Source organism: Enterococcus gallinarum NBRC 100675 (genome assembly GCF_001544275.1).
Taxonomy (GTDB): Bacteria; Bacillota; Bacilli; order Lactobacillales; family Enterococcaceae; genus Enterococcus_D; species Enterococcus_D gallinarum.
In genome coordinates this window covers 16,347-33,422 of record NZ_BCQE01000021.1, presented here as the reverse complement: position 1 = coordinate 33,422, position 17,076 = coordinate 16,347, and the positions used below count along the sequence as shown (strand labels likewise).

At 40.8% G+C, this 17,076-nt stretch carries 19 protein-coding genes and 1 riboswitch; of the genes, 2 read left to right on the top strand and 17 right to left on the bottom strand.

What is annotated here, in order from left to right; translation table 11 throughout:
- Positions 1–8: 8 nt before the first annotated feature.
- The 9 genes from priA to EG2_RS12540 form a co-directional block, all read right to left on the bottom strand.
- Positions 9–2,408: a primosomal protein N' gene (gene priA / locus EG2_RS12575; protein WP_060815018.1), complete on the bottom strand. Its 2,400-nt coding sequence runs from the start codon at positions 2,406–2,408 to the stop codon at positions 9–11.
- A 131-nt stretch (positions 2,409–2,539) separates the two neighbouring features.
- Positions 2,540–2,845 carry a DNA-directed RNA polymerase subunit omega gene (rpoZ, locus tag EG2_RS12570; protein ID WP_005469752.1) on the bottom strand — a complete coding sequence of 102 codons (306 nt, stop codon included), beginning with the start codon at positions 2,843–2,845 and terminating at the stop codon, positions 2,540–2,542.
- A gap of 5 nt (positions 2,846–2,850) precedes the next feature.
- Positions 2,851–3,465: a guanylate kinase gene (gene gmk / locus EG2_RS12565; RefSeq protein ID WP_060815017.1), complete on the bottom strand. Its 615-nt coding sequence runs from the start codon at positions 3,463–3,465 to the stop codon at positions 2,851–2,853.
- A 119-nt stretch (positions 3,466–3,584) separates the two neighbouring features.
- Positions 3,585–3,866 (bottom strand): hypothetical protein, encoded by a 282-nt coding sequence (locus EG2_RS12560; protein WP_003128841.1) that lies wholly within the window; start codon positions 3,864–3,866, stop codon positions 3,585–3,587.
- Between the two features lie 12 nt (positions 3,867–3,878).
- On the bottom strand, positions 3,879–4,763 hold the full coding sequence (locus EG2_RS12555; protein ID WP_060815016.1) for a YicC/YloC family endoribonuclease: 885 nt from the start codon (positions 4,761–4,763) through the stop codon (positions 3,879–3,881).
- 13 nt (positions 4,764–4,776) lie between these two features.
- A complete protein-coding gene (locus EG2_RS12550) occupies positions 4,777–4,992 on the bottom strand; it encodes a YdbC family protein (RefSeq protein ID WP_003128839.1) in 216 nt (71 codons plus the stop codon).
- Entirely contained in the window at positions 4,985–5,212 is a 228-nt protein-coding gene (locus EG2_RS19715) for a hypothetical protein (RefSeq protein WP_249024296.1), read from the bottom strand. The genes EG2_RS12550 and EG2_RS19715 overlap by 8 nt, the downstream gene beginning before the upstream one ends.
- 74 nt (positions 5,213–5,286) lie before the next feature.
- The gene (locus tag EG2_RS12545) at positions 5,287–6,642 is read right to left on the bottom strand and encodes a patatin-like phospholipase family protein (protein ID WP_249024297.1); all 1,356 of its coding nucleotides are present in this window, start codon (positions 6,640–6,642) and stop codon (positions 5,287–5,289) included.
- A gap of 80 nt (positions 6,643–6,722) precedes the next feature.
- Positions 6,723–7,436, bottom strand: coding sequence for a class A sortase (locus EG2_RS12540; protein WP_003128837.1), 714 nt, complete (start codon positions 7,434–7,436; stop codon positions 6,723–6,725).
- Between the two features lie 229 nt (positions 7,437–7,665).
- On the opposite strand from EG2_RS12540, the gene EG2_RS12530 reads away from it, so the two are divergent.
- Positions 7,666–8,448: a hypothetical protein gene (locus EG2_RS12530; RefSeq protein WP_003128835.1), complete on the top strand. Its 783-nt coding sequence runs from the start codon at positions 7,666–7,668 to the stop codon at positions 8,446–8,448.
- A gap of 39 nt (positions 8,449–8,487) precedes the next feature.
- Here the strand turns inward: EG2_RS12530 and thiT are convergent, their stop codons facing one another.
- The 8 genes from thiT to ispE form a co-directional block, all read right to left on the bottom strand.
- Positions 8,488–9,030: an energy-coupled thiamine transporter ThiT gene (gene thiT, locus EG2_RS12525; RefSeq protein ID WP_042620412.1), complete on the bottom strand. Its 543-nt coding sequence runs from the start codon at positions 9,028–9,030 to the stop codon at positions 8,488–8,490.
- Between the two features lie 92 nt (positions 9,031–9,122).
- Positions 9,123–9,224, bottom strand: a riboswitch (TPP riboswitch).
- A gap of 142 nt (positions 9,225–9,366) precedes the next feature.
- A complete protein-coding gene (locus EG2_RS12520) occupies positions 9,367–10,341 on the bottom strand; it encodes a ribose-phosphate diphosphokinase (protein ID WP_003128833.1) in 975 nt (324 codons plus the stop codon).
- Positions 10,342–10,442: 101 nt separating this feature from the next.
- Positions 10,443–11,831, bottom strand: a complete 1,389-nt coding sequence (gene glmU, locus EG2_RS12515; protein ID WP_060815014.1) for a bifunctional UDP-N-acetylglucosamine diphosphorylase/glucosamine-1-phosphate N-acetyltransferase GlmU — start codon at positions 11,829–11,831, stop codon at positions 10,443–10,445.
- Between the two features lie 125 nt (positions 11,832–11,956).
- Complete coding sequence (gene purR, locus EG2_RS12510) at positions 11,957–12,781, bottom strand: pur operon repressor (RefSeq protein WP_003128831.1); 825 nt, start codon at positions 12,779–12,781, stop codon at positions 11,957–11,959.
- 136 nt (positions 12,782–12,917) lie between these two features.
- Entirely contained in the window at positions 12,918–13,751 is an 834-nt protein-coding gene (locus EG2_RS12505) for a metal ABC transporter permease (RefSeq protein ID WP_003128830.1), read from the bottom strand.
- Positions 13,724–14,404 (bottom strand): metal ABC transporter ATP-binding protein, encoded by a 681-nt coding sequence (locus EG2_RS12500; RefSeq protein WP_060815013.1) that lies wholly within the window; start codon positions 14,402–14,404, stop codon positions 13,724–13,726. The genes EG2_RS12505 and EG2_RS12500 overlap by 28 nt, the downstream gene beginning before the upstream one ends.
- 12 nt (positions 14,405–14,416) lie before the next feature.
- The gene (locus EG2_RS12495; protein WP_060815012.1) at positions 14,417–15,361 is read right to left on the bottom strand and encodes a metal ABC transporter substrate-binding protein; all 945 of its coding nucleotides are present in this window, start codon (positions 15,359–15,361) and stop codon (positions 14,417–14,419) included.
- Between the two features lie 235 nt (positions 15,362–15,596).
- On the bottom strand, positions 15,597–16,448 hold the full coding sequence (gene ispE, locus EG2_RS12490; RefSeq protein ID WP_003128827.1) for a 4-(cytidine 5'-diphospho)-2-C-methyl-D-erythritol kinase: 852 nt from the start codon (positions 16,446–16,448) through the stop codon (positions 15,597–15,599).
- A gap of 169 nt (positions 16,449–16,617) precedes the next feature.
- Between ispE and EG2_RS12485 the strand changes: the two genes are divergently transcribed.
- Positions 16,618–17,025, top strand: a complete 408-nt coding sequence (locus tag EG2_RS12485; RefSeq protein ID WP_005469744.1) for an Hsp20/alpha crystallin family protein — start codon at positions 16,618–16,620, stop codon at positions 17,023–17,025.
- Positions 17,026–17,076 lie beyond the last annotated feature (51 nt).

Here is a 17,076-nt window from a genome sequence, read left to right as displayed (position 1 = left end):
TATCTCCTTTAAATAAAATTCAACGGTTCTTGGTCAATGGAAACATAGAGTCCTTTTCGCTGATCGATCTGACTTTGTTCCAATAACCGGGTCAACAGTTCAGGCAAATGTGGTTCATTTTTGTATTTAATAATCAGTTGGTAGTAATAGCGATTTTTGACACGCATGATCGCGCTAGGTGCCGGTCCAAGCAAAATACTTTGATCCGACAATTCTTTTTGTACTTCTTGGTAAATGGCAAACATCTTTTGGGCAGCTGCCTGCTCTTCGAGATGACTGCAGGTAATTTTTACCGTGTAGTAATAAGGGGGATATCCGCTTTGATGCCGAACCCACATTTCTTGTTGGTAAAAAGCTTCATAGTTTTGGGTTTGTGCTAGTTGAATCGCATAGTGTTCCGGATTAAATGTCTGAATGATTACTTCGCCGGCTTTCTCCGCACGGCCAGCTCGGCCGCTTACTTGCGTCAGCAATTGGAATGTTCGTTCACTAGAACGAAAATCTGGCAGATTCAATGCTGTGTCAGCATTTAAGACCCCTACCAATGTAATATCCGGAAAGTCTAACCCTTTGGCAATCATTTGTGTTCCTAGTAAAATGTCTGCTTTCTTTTCGCCAAATAAAGTAAGTATTTTTTCATGTGCTCCTTTTTTGCGGGTAGTATCCACATCCATCCGCAATACCCGCGCTTCTGGAAATCTAGCAATTAGTTCTTCTTCAACTTTCTGCGTACCTGTTCCATAGTAACGGATCTTATCTGCATGACAGCTAGGACAGCGGTGAGGGATCTTTTCTTCGTGCCCGCAATAATGACAGCGCATCGTCTTGGTATCCATATGAAGCGTCAAAGAAATATCACAGTTCGGACAAGGCAGAACATACCCGCAATCGCGACACATAACAAAAGAAGAATACCCGCGTCTATTCAGCAGCAAAACGATTTGTTCTTGCTTATCTAAGCGATCTTGAATTTTTTCCTGTAATTGGCGAGAAAAAGTCTGGTAGTTTTTGTTGGCAAATTCTTCCCGCATATCTACTACATTGATCTGCGGCAAACGAGCACTGAGTTTTGCTCGTTGATTCAAACGCAACAATTGATAAACGCCTTTTTGCGCCCGAGCCCGTGACTCGAGAGAGGGAGTGGCACTCCCCAAAACAACAGGACAATGATGGTATCCTCCGCGCCAAATCGCTAAATCACGCGCATGATATCTTGGTGCCTCCTCCTGCTTATAGCTTGCTTCATGTTCCTCATCGACAATAATGACGCCAATGTTTTTTAAAGGAGCAAAAATAGCTGAACGTGCGCCGACTACTACTTGGGCTTCTCCCCGTTCAATCTTTCGCCATTCATCATATTTTTCCCCTTGTGACAGACCACTGTGAAGCACAGCCACAGCGTTACCTAAGCGGCTCTTGAAACGTTCCACCATTTGTGGGGTTAAAGCAATCTCTGGCACCAGCATAATGGCAGTCTTTTTTTGTTTCAATAGCTCAGCGATCGTTTGAAGATAGACTTCTGTCTTCCCACTGCCAGTGATGCCTTCTAAAAGAAAGGTTTGTGCCTCTTGTCTTTTTGCTGCTGACAGAATTTTTGAAACCGCATCGGTTTGTTCTTCGTTCAATGCCAATGCTGCAGTTTTTGGAAAAAAACGATCTTTAAATGGATCCCGATACGTCTCAATCTCATGAAATTCAAGCCATCCCAGTGCTTGTCCTTGATTCAAGACTGTTGTCGAAATACCTGCTTCTGCAAAAAATGAGACGGGAAGCTGATCAGATTCTTGTAAGACTGTCAATAATTGTTGTTGTCGTTTTGCCCCTTTTCTGATTTGCTTCATTGCCTCTGGAATCGCTTCTGGAGAAATCAGACGTTTCACTACACGGATCTTCTTGGCTTTATTTTTATTTTTGACCACGTATTGCAATTCAACGACTGCTTCTTCGCGTAACACTTTCAATTGCGACAATAATCCTGCTTCTTCAGCAGCTTGCCAGCTCAGACTATTCGTCTCAGGAAAATGCGCTTTTATTGGGTGCGTGTCATCCAATAAAAGAATATTCTTCTGGTATTCTGCTTTCATCACACTAGGCAACATGGTCTGCAAGCAGGTGATCTTAAAAGCAAATGTCGTTTTTTTCATGTAATCAGCTAACTGTAATAATTCTTCATTCACCACAGGAGAAAGATCCAGCAAGCGAAGAATAGGTTTCAATGGTTGACTTGGCGGTGTATCCGTCAATCCTACGATAAAGCCTTGGATATGCCGATCCCCATTACCAAATGGCACTTCGACTCGCATGCCAGTCTCTGCCACAGCGCGCAAATATTCAGGTATTTCATATGTAAAAGGTTGATCTGTCTGCATCGTTGGTACATCCACGATCACTTCTGCTGCATAGGTCATCTTCTCTCCTCCTCCAGGCTTTATTTTACTAAAATGACAGACATTTGTCTGTAAACCTTACGAAAATTTAACGGCTATCGCCTCAAAAGAAAAAGCCAGAACACGCATTGTGCTCTAGCTTTTTTAATTGTCTACAGATTCTGTTCGTCACGAATCCGGGCTTCCAGTTCTTTTTGCTCTTGGTCCTTTTGCGCTTTGCGCTCTTCTTGTTCCATTTTCAAGCGAGCACGTTTGATTTCTGGATGCGGATCATTAACAACAAGCTCTGCTTCGATTTCTTCCAATGCTTGTCCTACGCTTTTCACCGAATCAAATTGTTCCAATGTTGCTTGGGCACCTGCATCTAGTTCATGCGCGCGTTTGCTGGCTAAAATCACTAGGGAATACTTTGAGTTCACACGATCCAATAATGAATCGATTGAAGGTTTTAACATCATTCGTTTTACAGCTCCTCTAACATTTTGATATACTTGCCGATCACTCGATCAACGCGAAAATGTTCACTTGATATAATCTCTCGAATCCGTTGTACTGCTTTAGGTACTTCATCATTTACGACTGCGTAGTCATATAAAGCCATCATTTCGATTTCTTCTCTGGCAACACGCATTCGTTCATCAATCACTTCAGCAGAATCTGTCCCCCTGCCAGTGATACGTGAGCGTAGCTCTGCTAAATCAGGTGGGGTAAGAAAAATAAAGACCCCATCAGGCACTTTTTCTTTGACTTGTTTAGCTCCTTGAACTTCGATTTCCAAGAAAACATCTTTCCCTTGGTCCAATGTTTTTTGAACATAAGACAACGGGGTGCCGTAGTAATTGCCAACGTATTCTGCATATTCCAACATTTCGCCTGCTTCAATCAAGGCTTCAAATTCCTCACGGGTGCGGAAATAATAATCAACGCCTTCGATCTCACCTTCACGCTTGTTGCGTGTTGTCATCGAAACAGAATATTGAAAATCGTTGTCATCACTTTCAAAAATTGCTTTTCGCACAGTGCCCTTGCCTACACCGGAAGGTCCTGATAAAACTATTAGTAATCCTCGCTCTGACATAATGACGTCCTTTCACTGACTTTTGCTTAACGTCTATTTTGCACTTTTTTTCAGCAACTTTCAAGAACTACTTTATTATAATGGGAAATTCATGAAATTACTACTCATCTCTCCTACTTTTAGAACCCCATGTTGCTTAGCGTATTGATCACACCTGCCAATTCATCTTTTGTCGTGATAGCTTTCTCCGTAGGATCTTCTACTTCCTGGCAATCAATCCGAACGATATACCGACGATTCAACGATACCGCATTTCCATTGACCAAAATTTGCAAGAACTCTTGATCAATCGCGACACAAGCATCTTGCCAAGCATCAAAGTTTGCTTTATCTGATGGGACGCTCCGCTTGATGACGTTTTTTCCGCTTAATTCATGAAAAGTAATATCATAGTATTTCATTGTTGATCACTCCTATTCGATATTTTGGACTTGTTCTCTTATTTTTTCAATAATCGTCTTCATCTGAACCACACTATTCTTGATTTCAATTGGGCTTGACTTGGAACCTATGGTATTTACTTCTCGGTTCATTTCTTGAATCAAAAAATCCAGCTCCCGGCCGATCGGCGATTTTGCCTCTAACAAAGTAGTCATAGAATCTAAATGAATCATCATTCGATCCAACTCTTCATGAATATCTCCCCGCTCCAACAGGATGGCCATCTCGGTCAACAAACGTTCTTGATCTACTTGCTCGCCTAAATATTCCGTCAGCTTTTTCTCAAAACGTTGGCGATGATCGGCTTCATAATCGGCAATAAACGTCTGTAATTCCATGACTTTACCAAGTAATTGCTGCTGATTTTCTTTTAACACTTGATAAATCCCTTGTCCTTCAATTTCACGGCTTTGATCGATAGCTGTTAAGGCCTGAGACAAAGCATCTAACACACCTTGCGCTAACTGGGTATCTTCTTGTTGTTTTTCTCGGACATCAAGAAATGCTTCATGGACGATCAATTTTTCCAAAAGATCTTTTTTCGACAGCTCTTCTACATCCAACCTTTGAGCAGCTTCTTCTTCGACCTGCTTCAAAAAAGGCACCAATAAATCCCATTGGACTATAACTTCTTTATGAGCCGCATTCTTTTCGTTCAATGTCAGATAAAGCTCCACCCGACCACGCTGTAATACTTTTTTGACTTCTTGTCGAATCAGTGCTTCCAAATCATTTAATTGTTTGGGCATGCGCAGCTGCAAATCCATAAATCGCTGATTGACACTTTTAATCTCAATCTCTATTTGATAATCAGCTGTTTCTCCATTCCCTTTACCAAAACCTGTCATGCTTTTCATTCATTTCTTCCTTTCACATAGAAAGCAGTGCTTTTTTTAATTCGGTGAATTCTTCATTTGATAACGTTAAGCCTTTACCCATTTTTTCATGTCCTGGACTCCAGTCACGCAAGTCAAACTTAGGCGGGCGACCATTCCAGCTGACTAAATTAAGCTCTTTACGCCAACCCTTAGGATTTTCCGAAAGAACGGCGATCTCCTCTACGATCTCATAAGAAAAATTATCCATTGTGTTCCTCTCCTTTTAAAAAATAAGCCAGATAGGCTGACAGCACAGCCAATTCTGGATACCGCGCACGAATCTGCTGAAATGCCGGTGTTTCAATTTGTTGGGTTCGATAGAAAAACAAGAACCGTTTTTGCTCAGATAACAAAAAGAACTGTTCGCGATAGTAATACAACCATTCTGCTACTGACCATACTTCTGTTTCTTTCGTTGGTTCTGTCATGATTTTCTCACGTATCGCTTGCAGGAAAGATTCCTTTGTATAAATGACGGTCGGTGTAAGATGTAGTAATCTGCCTATGCATTCAAAAAAGACGCGCCACAAATTTCCAAGGGGACCTCTTGCTGATATAACTTACGCACTTTCTTCCAAAATTCCTTTTTTTTCATAAATGCGTACAATCGTGGTGCATCTTGTCGAAGCAGATGAGCGAATGGCTTCCACGAATCGTTGAAGGCCTCTTCATCAAAAGTATACCAATAGCCACTGAACTTGCCAAAGTATTTCATCGTTTCTAAATACCCAAGAGTCATGTTTTCTAGAGAACGTTTGGCATCAAAAATCAAAAAACTACCTAGAGTCCACGGTGAAGCAATTTGAATCTGCGCAATTGATTCTGAGACCTGAACCTTCTTATTGATTCCAGGCCCTTGGACATCGACGGCAATAACTTCTGTAGCGCCTCGCTCAATGGCTGCATCAATTGGCAGATTGTTGCGGTACCCTCCATCAATATAATAGACCCCATCAATCAATTGTGCCTGCATTGCTGGATAAAAAGACGCTGACGCTAGCAACCATTGCAAACTATAATCAATTTTACTGGAATCAAACTGATAAACAACCTCTTTGAAATCCGGCAGACGAGTCGTACAAAGTAAGAGCTGGCTTTTGCTGGCATTAAATTTGTCTGCATCAAAAGTCGCTGCTAACAGCTGTGCTAATGGTTTTGTACTCGCACCATTGTCTTTCAGTGCTGTCTTTACGAGTGAGCGTAATTGCTCCATCATATCTAATAAGGTTTCTTTCTTAGCAGCAGCTTTTGGGTATTGGAGGACCTGATCACTAGAAATATTCGTCCATAATTGCTCAGCAGCTTCAATATCGTCCATCAAAACCAATGCACCATTCAATGCACCAACTGACGTCCCAGCTACCCACTCAAATGTGATTCCGTGTTTTTTCAGCGCTTGCCATACGCCAATTTGATAGGCGCCATGGGCACCTCCTCCTCCTAGAACGAAAGCTGTATGGTAGGCCAGTTGCTTGTGGTACCCCTGTGTCGCCCTACCATATCCACGTCCCACAAACCACTGATCCATGATGGGGTTTCTTGTCATTTCCCAAACTATCTGGTCTACGAAACGGCTTCTAGCAAAACTCTCAGTCATCGAAACAAGTGTCTCCCAAGTAAATGCATCACTTGGCACCTGCAACAAATTCTGAATGGTCAGAAGCGGCCCTTCATGGACACAAGACAGATAGACTGTGCCGTGTTGATTCGTCAATCGCCACCCCTGTTCGTTGACCACTGATTGAAAAGCGGCTCGCGCCTCCGAATGACTAGAAAAAAAAGGGAAAACTAGTCGGCTTTGTTGAAACACATCTTGGGATACATATAAATCAGAAAAATAAATTTTTGTTGTCTTCATCCGACTCCTCCTCAAATGCAAAAAAGAAACCACGGATGATCAATGAAAATTTCTGACATCATTCGTGGTATTCTTATCATTTAAAAAGTCCGCTGTTCCATATTGAATGCGGCCCGCATCTCGTCTGTCGCATCAGCAACTGGTGTAACCGATTCAAGATCACCCTGAACCACACGTCTGGTTACTCCACCCATTTCACCACATGTAATTAATGTGATCATTTTTCTTCCTGCTACTTCATCCAATAAGTAAACATCTGTTGGCTGAACCCGCACGGTTGAAGTTGCTGTATATGTATAAATATTTTCTAAATCCGTAATATAAATTGTTGCGCCAATAGCTACATCATCTAGAGGTGTGAACAAAAGGTCTGGCGATTGCGCACGATGGCTAGCTAGTGCATAATTTCCTTCGCCCATTTTTTGTGTTGGGCTAAGAGTTCCTGCTCCATATAGCAGAGCTTCATTCGATAACCCTTTAAAAATCGGCAAATTAATCGCTACGCTAGGTATCGCTACACCACCGATCACTGGTAATGTGCTGTTACTTAGTTGCGCTTTAAGAACTGCTTCTGAGCTGGCCGGTTCAACGGCATCAAAATCAAAAGTAGTGTCTGCCTCCATATTCTTTTTGACATCGGCTCTAGAGATCTCGGAAACTGCGTAAGCATCTCCGTTGTGTTTGATCAGAAAATTTTTGATTTGATTATTAAAAATCAAAGCAAGACCAATCAATAACAAAAGGACCAAGAATAGATTCGAGAGCCAATGGAACAAAGTTCGTTTCTTTTTCATCGTTTTTCGTCTCCAATTTTTATTACTCCTATCATAACAAAATCACTGCAGAAGCGCCAATTTTGGATTTTTTTTAATAAAAAAGCAAAGTTTTTTGCTTCATAAAAAAACGCAATCTTAAAAATTGTTTTTTCCGTTATTTTGTAATATAACTTTAAACGAAAAGATACAAGCAATTTGATACACTTTATTGTAGAATGAACTTATTATCAGGGAGGGATTAATTGGCATGTCGAACACGATTTATGTACATATTGATACAACCAGCAATGCCGTTTCGACTCGCGGAGTGGATGCTCAAGATTTCAACAAGAGTATCGTTCACCAGCCAAAAAATCTGTTGTTGCTTGATCCCTCTAGTGAATTTGGTGAATTTGAGTCGCATACAGGGCTAAAGATTATCCGAGGCATTGAAGATGTTCACCTTTTCTTTCAACAACTCAACCGCGGACGGATCACAGAAGAAATCAAATGGATCGACTTTAATGATTTAGAAATGGTAAAAGAGCTAACACCGCTAGAAATTTCAGAATTGTTATATTTCGGGCATATGAAAACGCATCTTCATTCTCCGTTTTTCTACAAACTACAAAACAACTTTGTTTATTTCGACCTCAAAGATCAGCGTTCCCGTGTTTACTACCGCTACCTGGAAGAATATTACCGAATTTTGGCTGACAAAATCACGCACATCGTTCTAGAAAAAATAAATGATCGACTCTCTTTCTTCAAAAAGCCTACTCCGGTCTCTAAACTTGATTTAAATCTTCTCAAAGACTTGCGGGGAGTCATGCAGGAAGGAATCATCTTATGTTTCCATCAAGAACAATTGGTCGATAAAACCTACACAATCCCGATTTACTTAGTCGAGGAATCTGGGCTCAAAAATAGTCACCTCTCTCTGAAAGAAGACTATCAAGTGGCAACGCTTCGCTACTTTGCAAATAAAAAAGAATGGCAGTTGGAATTGGATCAAGACGATCTAGCTTTTGGTTTTATCGATAAAAAATGACTTGCTCTCCTATTTTGATTTTGGAGAACAAGTCTTTTTTTAAGCAGTCCGATTTAAATAATCGTCCTTAGGTACAAATACCTCTGGGGATGTTCGATAAGCAATTAGTAAGATAATTGCCGTGACGATTGCCGTAGCAAGTCCGCTGGCGGTATTCATTACCAGAGAGAAAAGCCAAGGTTTCATCCCCCAGAGAGCATATGCTCCCCAGTAAACCCAGCCGGCAAGGAAATGCCAAAAATAACGAGCAAATGCGCCTGTGAATGTTGCTTGTACAAGTAGTCGTTGCACGCTACCCTTCGAACCATTTCTAATCGCCAAATGAATTTTATTTGCATAAAGTCCGGCAAAACCCACAAATGTAAAAGCAAATGGGTACTCGATCAATACTTGAAGAACACTCAAAAACCAGACTTTACCTAATGGGAAATGCAGCAATCCCCAAACCAATCCTGCCATTAATCCTGGCTTCCAGCCTCTACGGATAGCAAAGATTGTTAATGGAATCTGTCCTAAAGAAATTGAAAAACTACTTCCAAAGTCTAAAGGAATCAGCGATAGTACCATCGCCAGTGCCGCCATAATCGTTCCCTCTATCCAAATTTTTGTACCATTTCCCACAAAAAAACTCCTCCTTTAGAATCATCACAATTCACAAAGGAGAAGTGTTAGACACTTCAACTCGTCACAATTCCTACGTTCGCATGATCGAAACAGGTACGAAGGGTTTAGAGTACTCTCATTCTCAGCCTTTTCAGACTCCCCTTTGTGATTAGATTCTATTTTATTTTGCTTGCACTGCTGCAAGTCATCTTCAAGAATACCACAAAATAAAAAAAAGAAAAGAAAACTCGCTCTGATAAAAAAAGAAACATCTCAACCGTGTCTAGTCGAGATGCTTCTTTTGGGTTATCATTTTTAAATCGATAATTTTGATTCAAACAGTGGACTAACAGGTTTATTCTCATGGATTCGTTTGATTGCTTCTCCCATCAATGCACTAACACTGATTTCGTCAATTTTTTCAGATTTACGATCTTCTGGCAAGAAAATTGAATCCGTAACTACTAAGTGCTCGATAGCTGAATCTTCGATCCGTTGCAAAGCAGGTCCTGATAAAACAGGATGAGTACATGAAGCATAAACACTTTTTGCACCAGCTTGTTTTAATGCGTTCGCTGCTAGAGTAATTGTTCCGGCCGTATCGATCATGTCGTCGATCAAGACACACGTTTTGCCTTCTACGTGACCAATGATATTCATTACTTCAGCAACATTTGCTTTTGGACGTCGTTTATCAATGATCGCAATTGGTGATTTCAAGAATTCTGCTAATTTACGCGCACGAGTCACTCCGCCGTGGTCTGGTGAAACGACTACAACGTCATCTCCTTGAATATCTCTTTCCAAGAAATAATTAGCAATCAATGGTGCACCCATCAAGTGATCTACAGGAATATCAAAAAAGCCTTGGATTTGTGAAGCATGTAGATCTAAGGTAACCATACGATTTGCGCCAGCTTTTTCGATCATGTTCGCCACCAATTTAGCAGTGATTGGTTCGCGGGAACGAGCTTTACGGTCTTGTCTCGCATAACCATAGTAAGGCATCACTACATTGATTGTTTTCGCACTTGCACGTTTCAAGGCATCAATCATGATCAGTAGCTCCATTAGGTTATCGTTTACTGGACTGCTTGTGGATTGAATAACATAGACATGTGAACCACGGATACTTTCTTCAATGTTAACTTGAATCTCGCCATCGCTAAATTGGTTCACTGAACACTTACCTAATTCCACACCTACTGCAGCTGCGATTTTTTCAGCTAACGGACGATTAGAATTCAGCGAAAAAATCTTCAATCTTGGATCAAAATAATGATTTGACATGAGAACCTCCACTTTCTTTGCGTTCATCTGGCAAAAAGACTACTAGTTCACCAGAATCTTCTTCCTAGTAAATAGTAGTCATTTTTGCTAAATAAATCAAGTCATTTCGCAGTTTCTTCATTCAAATAAGGCAATTTTTTTGCATAGCCTTCTTTGTTTTCCTGCCTTGCTCGGGCAATCGCCATGCTATGTTTAGGAATATCTTTTGTGATTGTAGAGCCAGCAGCGATCATGGTTTCTTCCTCAATCTGCAATGGCGCCACTAAATTCGAACCAGAGCCGATAAAACAATTGTCTCCGACAACTGTCTTGAATTTATTTTTGCCATCATAATTTACAAAGACGACGCCGCAACCAACATTGATATTTTTTCCTAGCGTTGCATCTCCGACATAAGAGAGATGCCCTACTTTTGTTCCCTCACCAATTGTTGCATTTTTTATTTCTACGAAATTACCAATATGGGCTCTTTCTTTAATGTCTGCTTTTGGACGCAGGTGTGCATTGGGTCCGACATCTGCCCCGTTGTTGATTCGACTTTCTTCCACCACAGATGCCTTGATCGTTACATCATCACCAATTTGACTGTCTATGATTTGAGAAGATGCAGTGATGACACAGTCTTCACCAATTTTCGTTGCACCCTTGATGACGACACCAGCTTCAATCAATGTGTCTGCTCCAATTTCCACGCCATCATCAATATAAGTAGTATCAGGGTCGATCAATGTCACACCATTGCGCATATGTTGCTGATTGATACGCTTGCGCATCAAACGATTCGCTTCTGCCAGCGCTAATCGATCATTGACTCCTAATGACTCATTGAAATCGTCCGTTTGATAAGCAGCTACAATCTTCCCTTCTGCTTTCAAGATCTCAATAATATCTGTTAGATAATATTCCCCTTGTGCATTATCGGTATCTAATTTTGCCAATGCATCAAATAATAATTCATTGTCAAAACAATATGTTCCCGTATTGATTTCTTGGATCATCGCCTCTTCCACAGAGGCATCTTTTTGTTCCACGATTTTTTCTACGACACCCATTTGATTGCGTACAATTCGACCATATCCGGTCGGATCTTCAGCTTGCGCAGTTAGAATCGTTGCTGAGGCTTTTTGTTCCTGATGGAACTCAAAAAGATTATTCAATGTCTCAGTCGTTAGTAATGGGGTGTCTCCACTGATTACTAACGTTGTTCCCCGTTTTCCTCTTAAGAAAGGCTCGGCCTGAACAACTGCATGACCAGTTCCTAACTGTTCTGCTTGTAAAGCATACTCACTGCGGTCCCCTAATTGTTGTTTGACCATTTCTGCTCCATGTCCGACGATTGTTACGATTGCATCAGGTTCTGTTTCCACTACGCGATTCATGATATGTTCTACCATAGGTTTTCCGCAAACGGGATGCAAAACCTTGTATAACTTGGATTTCATTCTAGTACCTTTGCCTGCGGCAAGTATAATTGCAAAACGTGATTTCACGTGTTCCACTCCTATCGATTCCGACTGATTGATTTCTGTATATGTCCAGTTTAGCCCAACTAAGGATGGTTTTCAATATATAAGGAAAAACACAACTAGACCAATTAAAAAAGACTGATTCAAAATCAGTCTTTTGTTTCAAAATAATTCCCCGGTACGACCGAGATCGTTTTCGTCTGAGTATCAACGTCTTCAACAAACAGCAGCGAACTATAATCAGAAATTGCACGTTTTCCTTTAAATTTAGCTTCCGCAAAAACCGTGATGCCAACGAGTTCAGCTTCAAATTCTTCGATCAAGCTCTTCATGCCGTTCACAGTGCCGCCGCCTTTCATAAAGTCATCTACGACTAAGACTTTGGAACCGCGTTTTAAGCTACGCTTTGATAATTCCATCTTCTCGATTCGTTCAGATGACCCAGAAACATAGTTCACGCTGACTGTTGACCCTTCCGTAATTTTAGAATCTCGTCGAACGATCACAAAGGGAACATTTAAATAATAGGATACCGCTTGTGCGATTGGTACTCCTTTAGTAGCAACAGTCATGACTGCATCAATTTGTTTATCCAGATACTTCGAAGCAATGATACGGCCTACTTGCCGCAGTAGCTCAGGTTCTCCAAGTAAATCCGAGAGATAAACGTAACCACCAGGCAGCAGTCGATCTTGCTCAGAAAGGCGTTCCGCTAACCCTTCAACATAGGCATAGGCTTCTTCTTTTGAAATCTCAGGCACAAAAAAAACACCGCCAGCTGCACCTGGAATTGTATCGAGAGTTCCCGTACCACGTTCTTTGAAGGTCTTTTTGATAATCGCTAGATCTTCACTGATCGATGATTTAGCAGAAGCATAGCGTTTTGAAAAAAATGACAATGAAATCAATTCATGCGGATGATTCAATAAATAATGTGTCATATCTATCAATCGTTCACTTCGACGAATTTTCACACATGCCCACTCCTTTAATTTATTCGTCTTATTATAAGGCTTTTTGCGTATAAATGCGAGCATTATCTTGAAAATCTAACGAATTGTTCGCTTTTCATTCAATCAAAGAAAAAAAGAAACGAAAAATTTTCGTTTCTTATCGTTTTAACCGTTGTTTTCGTTGGAAAAGAATGACAATACGCTTGACCACATTGATGACTAAAAACAAACCGATAAATACTAATGTGATCGTAGCACCTGGAGGTGTATCGAGATAAAAAGAGCTAGTCAATCCCGACAGCATACCGAATAGACCAATCAAGACACTGATCAAAATCACCGCATTAAAACTCTTGCCTAACCGCATACTGATTGCAGCTGGCAATACCATAATCGCAGAAATCAGTAACGCACCAGCGATGGGAATCATCATAGCGATAGCAATCCCTGTCAAAACATTGAAAAGCATCGACATTATCCGCACTGGCAAACGGTCTACATGAGCCGTATCCTCGTCAAAAGTCAGGACATACATCGGACGTTTGAATAGAAAGAAGAGAACGAACACAGCTAAAAATAAAAAGCCTAGAAACCAAACTTGGTCTTGGGTAATGGTCACGATGGAACCAAAGAGATAGGATTGGATACTGGTCGCTGAGTTTCCTCCACTCAGATTCATAAGGACCAATGCTAATGCCAAACCTCCTGACATCAAAATCGCAATCGAGATCTCTGAATAACTCCGATAAAGTGTTCGTAAATATTCCAAAATGACCGCGGCGATGATTACGATCAATAAGGTCGTGAGATCTGGATTCAAATTAAGAAAAAAGCCTAATGCTACACCAGCTAATGAAACATGTGAGAGTGTATCGGCCATCAAAGACTGTCTTCGGATCACAAGAAACACACCTAGCATAGGTGCGATTCCGGCAATAAAAATTGCAGCCAAAAAAGCACGCCTCATGAATTCATATGAAAGCAACGCCATGGTGAATCCTCCTTCCGAACCAACCGAATTTGTCGATCCGCATATTCCTTAATATCTTCGTGATCGTGGGTGATCATCAAAATCGATTTCCCATGATCGTGTGCATTGTGACGCAGTAATTCATAAAATAAGTTTCGTGATTGCTCATCCATCCCTGTCGTTGGTTCATCCAAAATAAATAAATCTGGATCAGTCGCAAAGATACGTGCTAAACTGATTCGCTGTTTTTGCCCTCCGGACAGTTCACCAATCCGTTTTTTGCGCATTTCCCACATACCTACTGCATCCAATGCTCGCCGAACATGTTCATGATCCCGCTTTGTCAGCTTCTTGAACCATCGGTCTTTCGAATAACGGCCAGATTGGACCAATTCTAAGACTGTACTTGGAAAGCCTACATTGAACGAGGCAATTTGTTGCGGGATATAGCCTACACTTAGCTTTTGTCCTTCTCTGTTTTTGGTAGCCAGTGTTACTTCTCCCTTTGATGGCTTCAACAACCCTAACGTTGCTTTGATCAAGGTAGACTTTGCAGCCCCATTTTCTCCTGTTAGAATGACGAATTCCCCATCTTCAACAAAATAAGAGATATCCTCTAATACAGGCTCATCATCATAATAAAACGTTAGTCCTTTTACATCGATATAACGCACAGATATGCCTCCTTACTTGATACTTTTTTGTAAAGCTTGCAGATTTTCCTTCATTACTGTGAGATATGTTTCTCCATCACTAATCTGTTTTTCCGTCAAACTTTCTAACGGATTCAATACAGCCAATTCAACCCCAGTCTCATTTGCTAAAGTTTCCGCGACTTTAGAAGAAGCATTTTCTTCAAAATAGATAACTTTGACTTGATGATCCTCAACATATTCTTTTAGCTCTGCTAACCGACTAGGAGTTGGTTCTTGATCTGGAGATAATCCAGCAATCGATTCTTGGACTAGATCATATTGTTTTGCCAAATATCCAAAAGCGGCATGTTGTGTGACAAATGTTCGATTGACCGCATCTTTCAAAGCAGCAGTGTACTCTTGATCCAATGCGTTCAATTGCTCAATATAAGCAGCAGCATTCTTTTTAAATGTAGCTGCTTGCGTTGGAAATTTCTCGCTTAACTGATCTCGAATCGTTTCAACTTCTTTGATTGCCATTACTGGATCTGTCCACACATGCGGATCTAATTCATGGGTATGGGCCTCTGTCCCATGTTCTGCTTCTGTTTCTGTTTCTCCATGATCTTCATTTTCAGCTAAATCAATCTCTTTGGCCGCTTCGATCACAACTGTTTTGTCAGTATCGATCGAATCGGTCATTGTTGGCACCCATGTTTCCAATTCCGGACTATTGTACACAAAAGCATCTGCATCCATAATTTTTGCCATATCTTTCGCGCTAGGTTCATAATCATGGGGTTCTGTGCCCGCCGGGATAAGCAAAGATACTTTACCTGTATCTCCAACAACCTCTTTGGTAAACTCATACATTGGATAAAAAGTCGTGATAACCTGCAAATCCTGACTTTCTTCTGCGACTTGTTCTGATCCTTTTCCGCAAGCCCCTAATAAAAAAGTACTGGTAAGCAAAAATAGAGCTAGTAATTTTTTCATGATGATTCCCCTTTTCTTATTAAAACGGAACTAGTCCGATTTATCAGCAAAAATTACTCTACCAAAGGAAACTTCATTCGTCAAGACAAATCGTATGTTTTCCGATTTAGAGCGTTCCCCTGCGAGTAAATCGGAAAACATGGGAAAATTGATTCATATATCCGCTAAGCAAAAAACAGATGTCACATTTTTTGAATGTGTGCATCTGTTTTTTACTCTGTCCTTTTGTTTCCTACTATTTTAATGTGCGAACTAGATAAACCTCTTCACAAAAACCTTTTAAAGCATTATACACTCGCTGAGCCCGTGAGTATTTCTGGCACAAGGCAAAAACAGTCGGTCCACTTCCAGTCATCAGCGCCACATCCGCACCATATTTCATCATTCGTTCCTTGATTTGTTGTACGACTGGATGTTTAGGAATCGTGATCGATTCCAAACTATTTCCCATTGCAGCAATCATTCGTTGATAATCTTCAGCAAGAATTGCATCAGAAAGTTCTTGGATATCTGGATGATGCAACTGATCTAGATCAACTTCTTGAAAAATTTTACCTGTTGAAACACTTAGTCGGGGCTTGACTAAGACCACCCAGCACTGCGGCATCGGGCGCAACGGCGTGACTTTCTCTCCTTTACCGGAGATGAACGCAGTCGTTCCATAAATGCAATAAGGGACATCAGTACCTACTTCCATTCCTATATCGATCAATTCCGGCATCGTCAGACCTAATTGCCATAAGCGGTCCATCCCCCTTAGCGCTGCTGCACAATCTGTACTGCCACCGCCAAGGCCTGCTGCTACAGGGATATTTTTCGTGATCCGAATCAAGATGCCTTTATTGATACCATAGCGTTTTTTGACAATACTGGCTGCTTGATATACATTATTGCGTTTATCGATCGGCAGGAAGGCCTTATTGGTTTCGATAATGATTTTATCTTCTTCTAGCTCTTCCATTATCAGACGGTCGGCTAGATCAACACTGGACATCACCATTTCCAATTCATGGTAACCGTCTGCTCGCTTACCCAAAACATCAAGTCCTAGATTTATCTTAGCAGGCGCTTTTTCAATAATTTCCATCTTATTCACCCAATCATCTGATAGTTAACTAGTTCTATCATAGCAGATTCTTTAAAGATAGTTGAGAGATTTCTCCTGTTTTTGATCTTTATCAGCTTTTGGGTTGCTCTTTGAAATCGTTCCTCGTAAAATAAGAGTAACAAATTTGATCAAGAAGGCAGGGGAAATTATGGCAAATCTAATTCCTAGAGATCTACCTGGTGGAGAAGAACTATTAGGCAAATTGATGAACAGTTTCTGGCAAGAACGACAAATGAATACAGATATTAAAGAATATGAAGATCATTATGTAGTCAAAGCTGATCTTCCTGGTATAAAAAAAGAAAATATCCGTGTTAGTTTCGTGAATGATACTCTGACAATTTCTGCTTCCCAAATTGAAGAAAGCGAAGAGAAAGATGATCTTGGTCACTACTTGCGTAAAGAACGATCTAGCAGTGCTTATCAACGTGCATTCACTATACCTGACATTGATGAAGAAGCGATCAAAGCACGGTTCGAAGATGGGGTCCTTTCCTTGAATTTACCAAAGGCAAGTTACAAAGACGCGCCAGGTAAGCATATTCCAATCGAATAATTGAATTATCGCAAAAAGCAAAAAAGACTTCAGAAACTGATATTTCTGAAG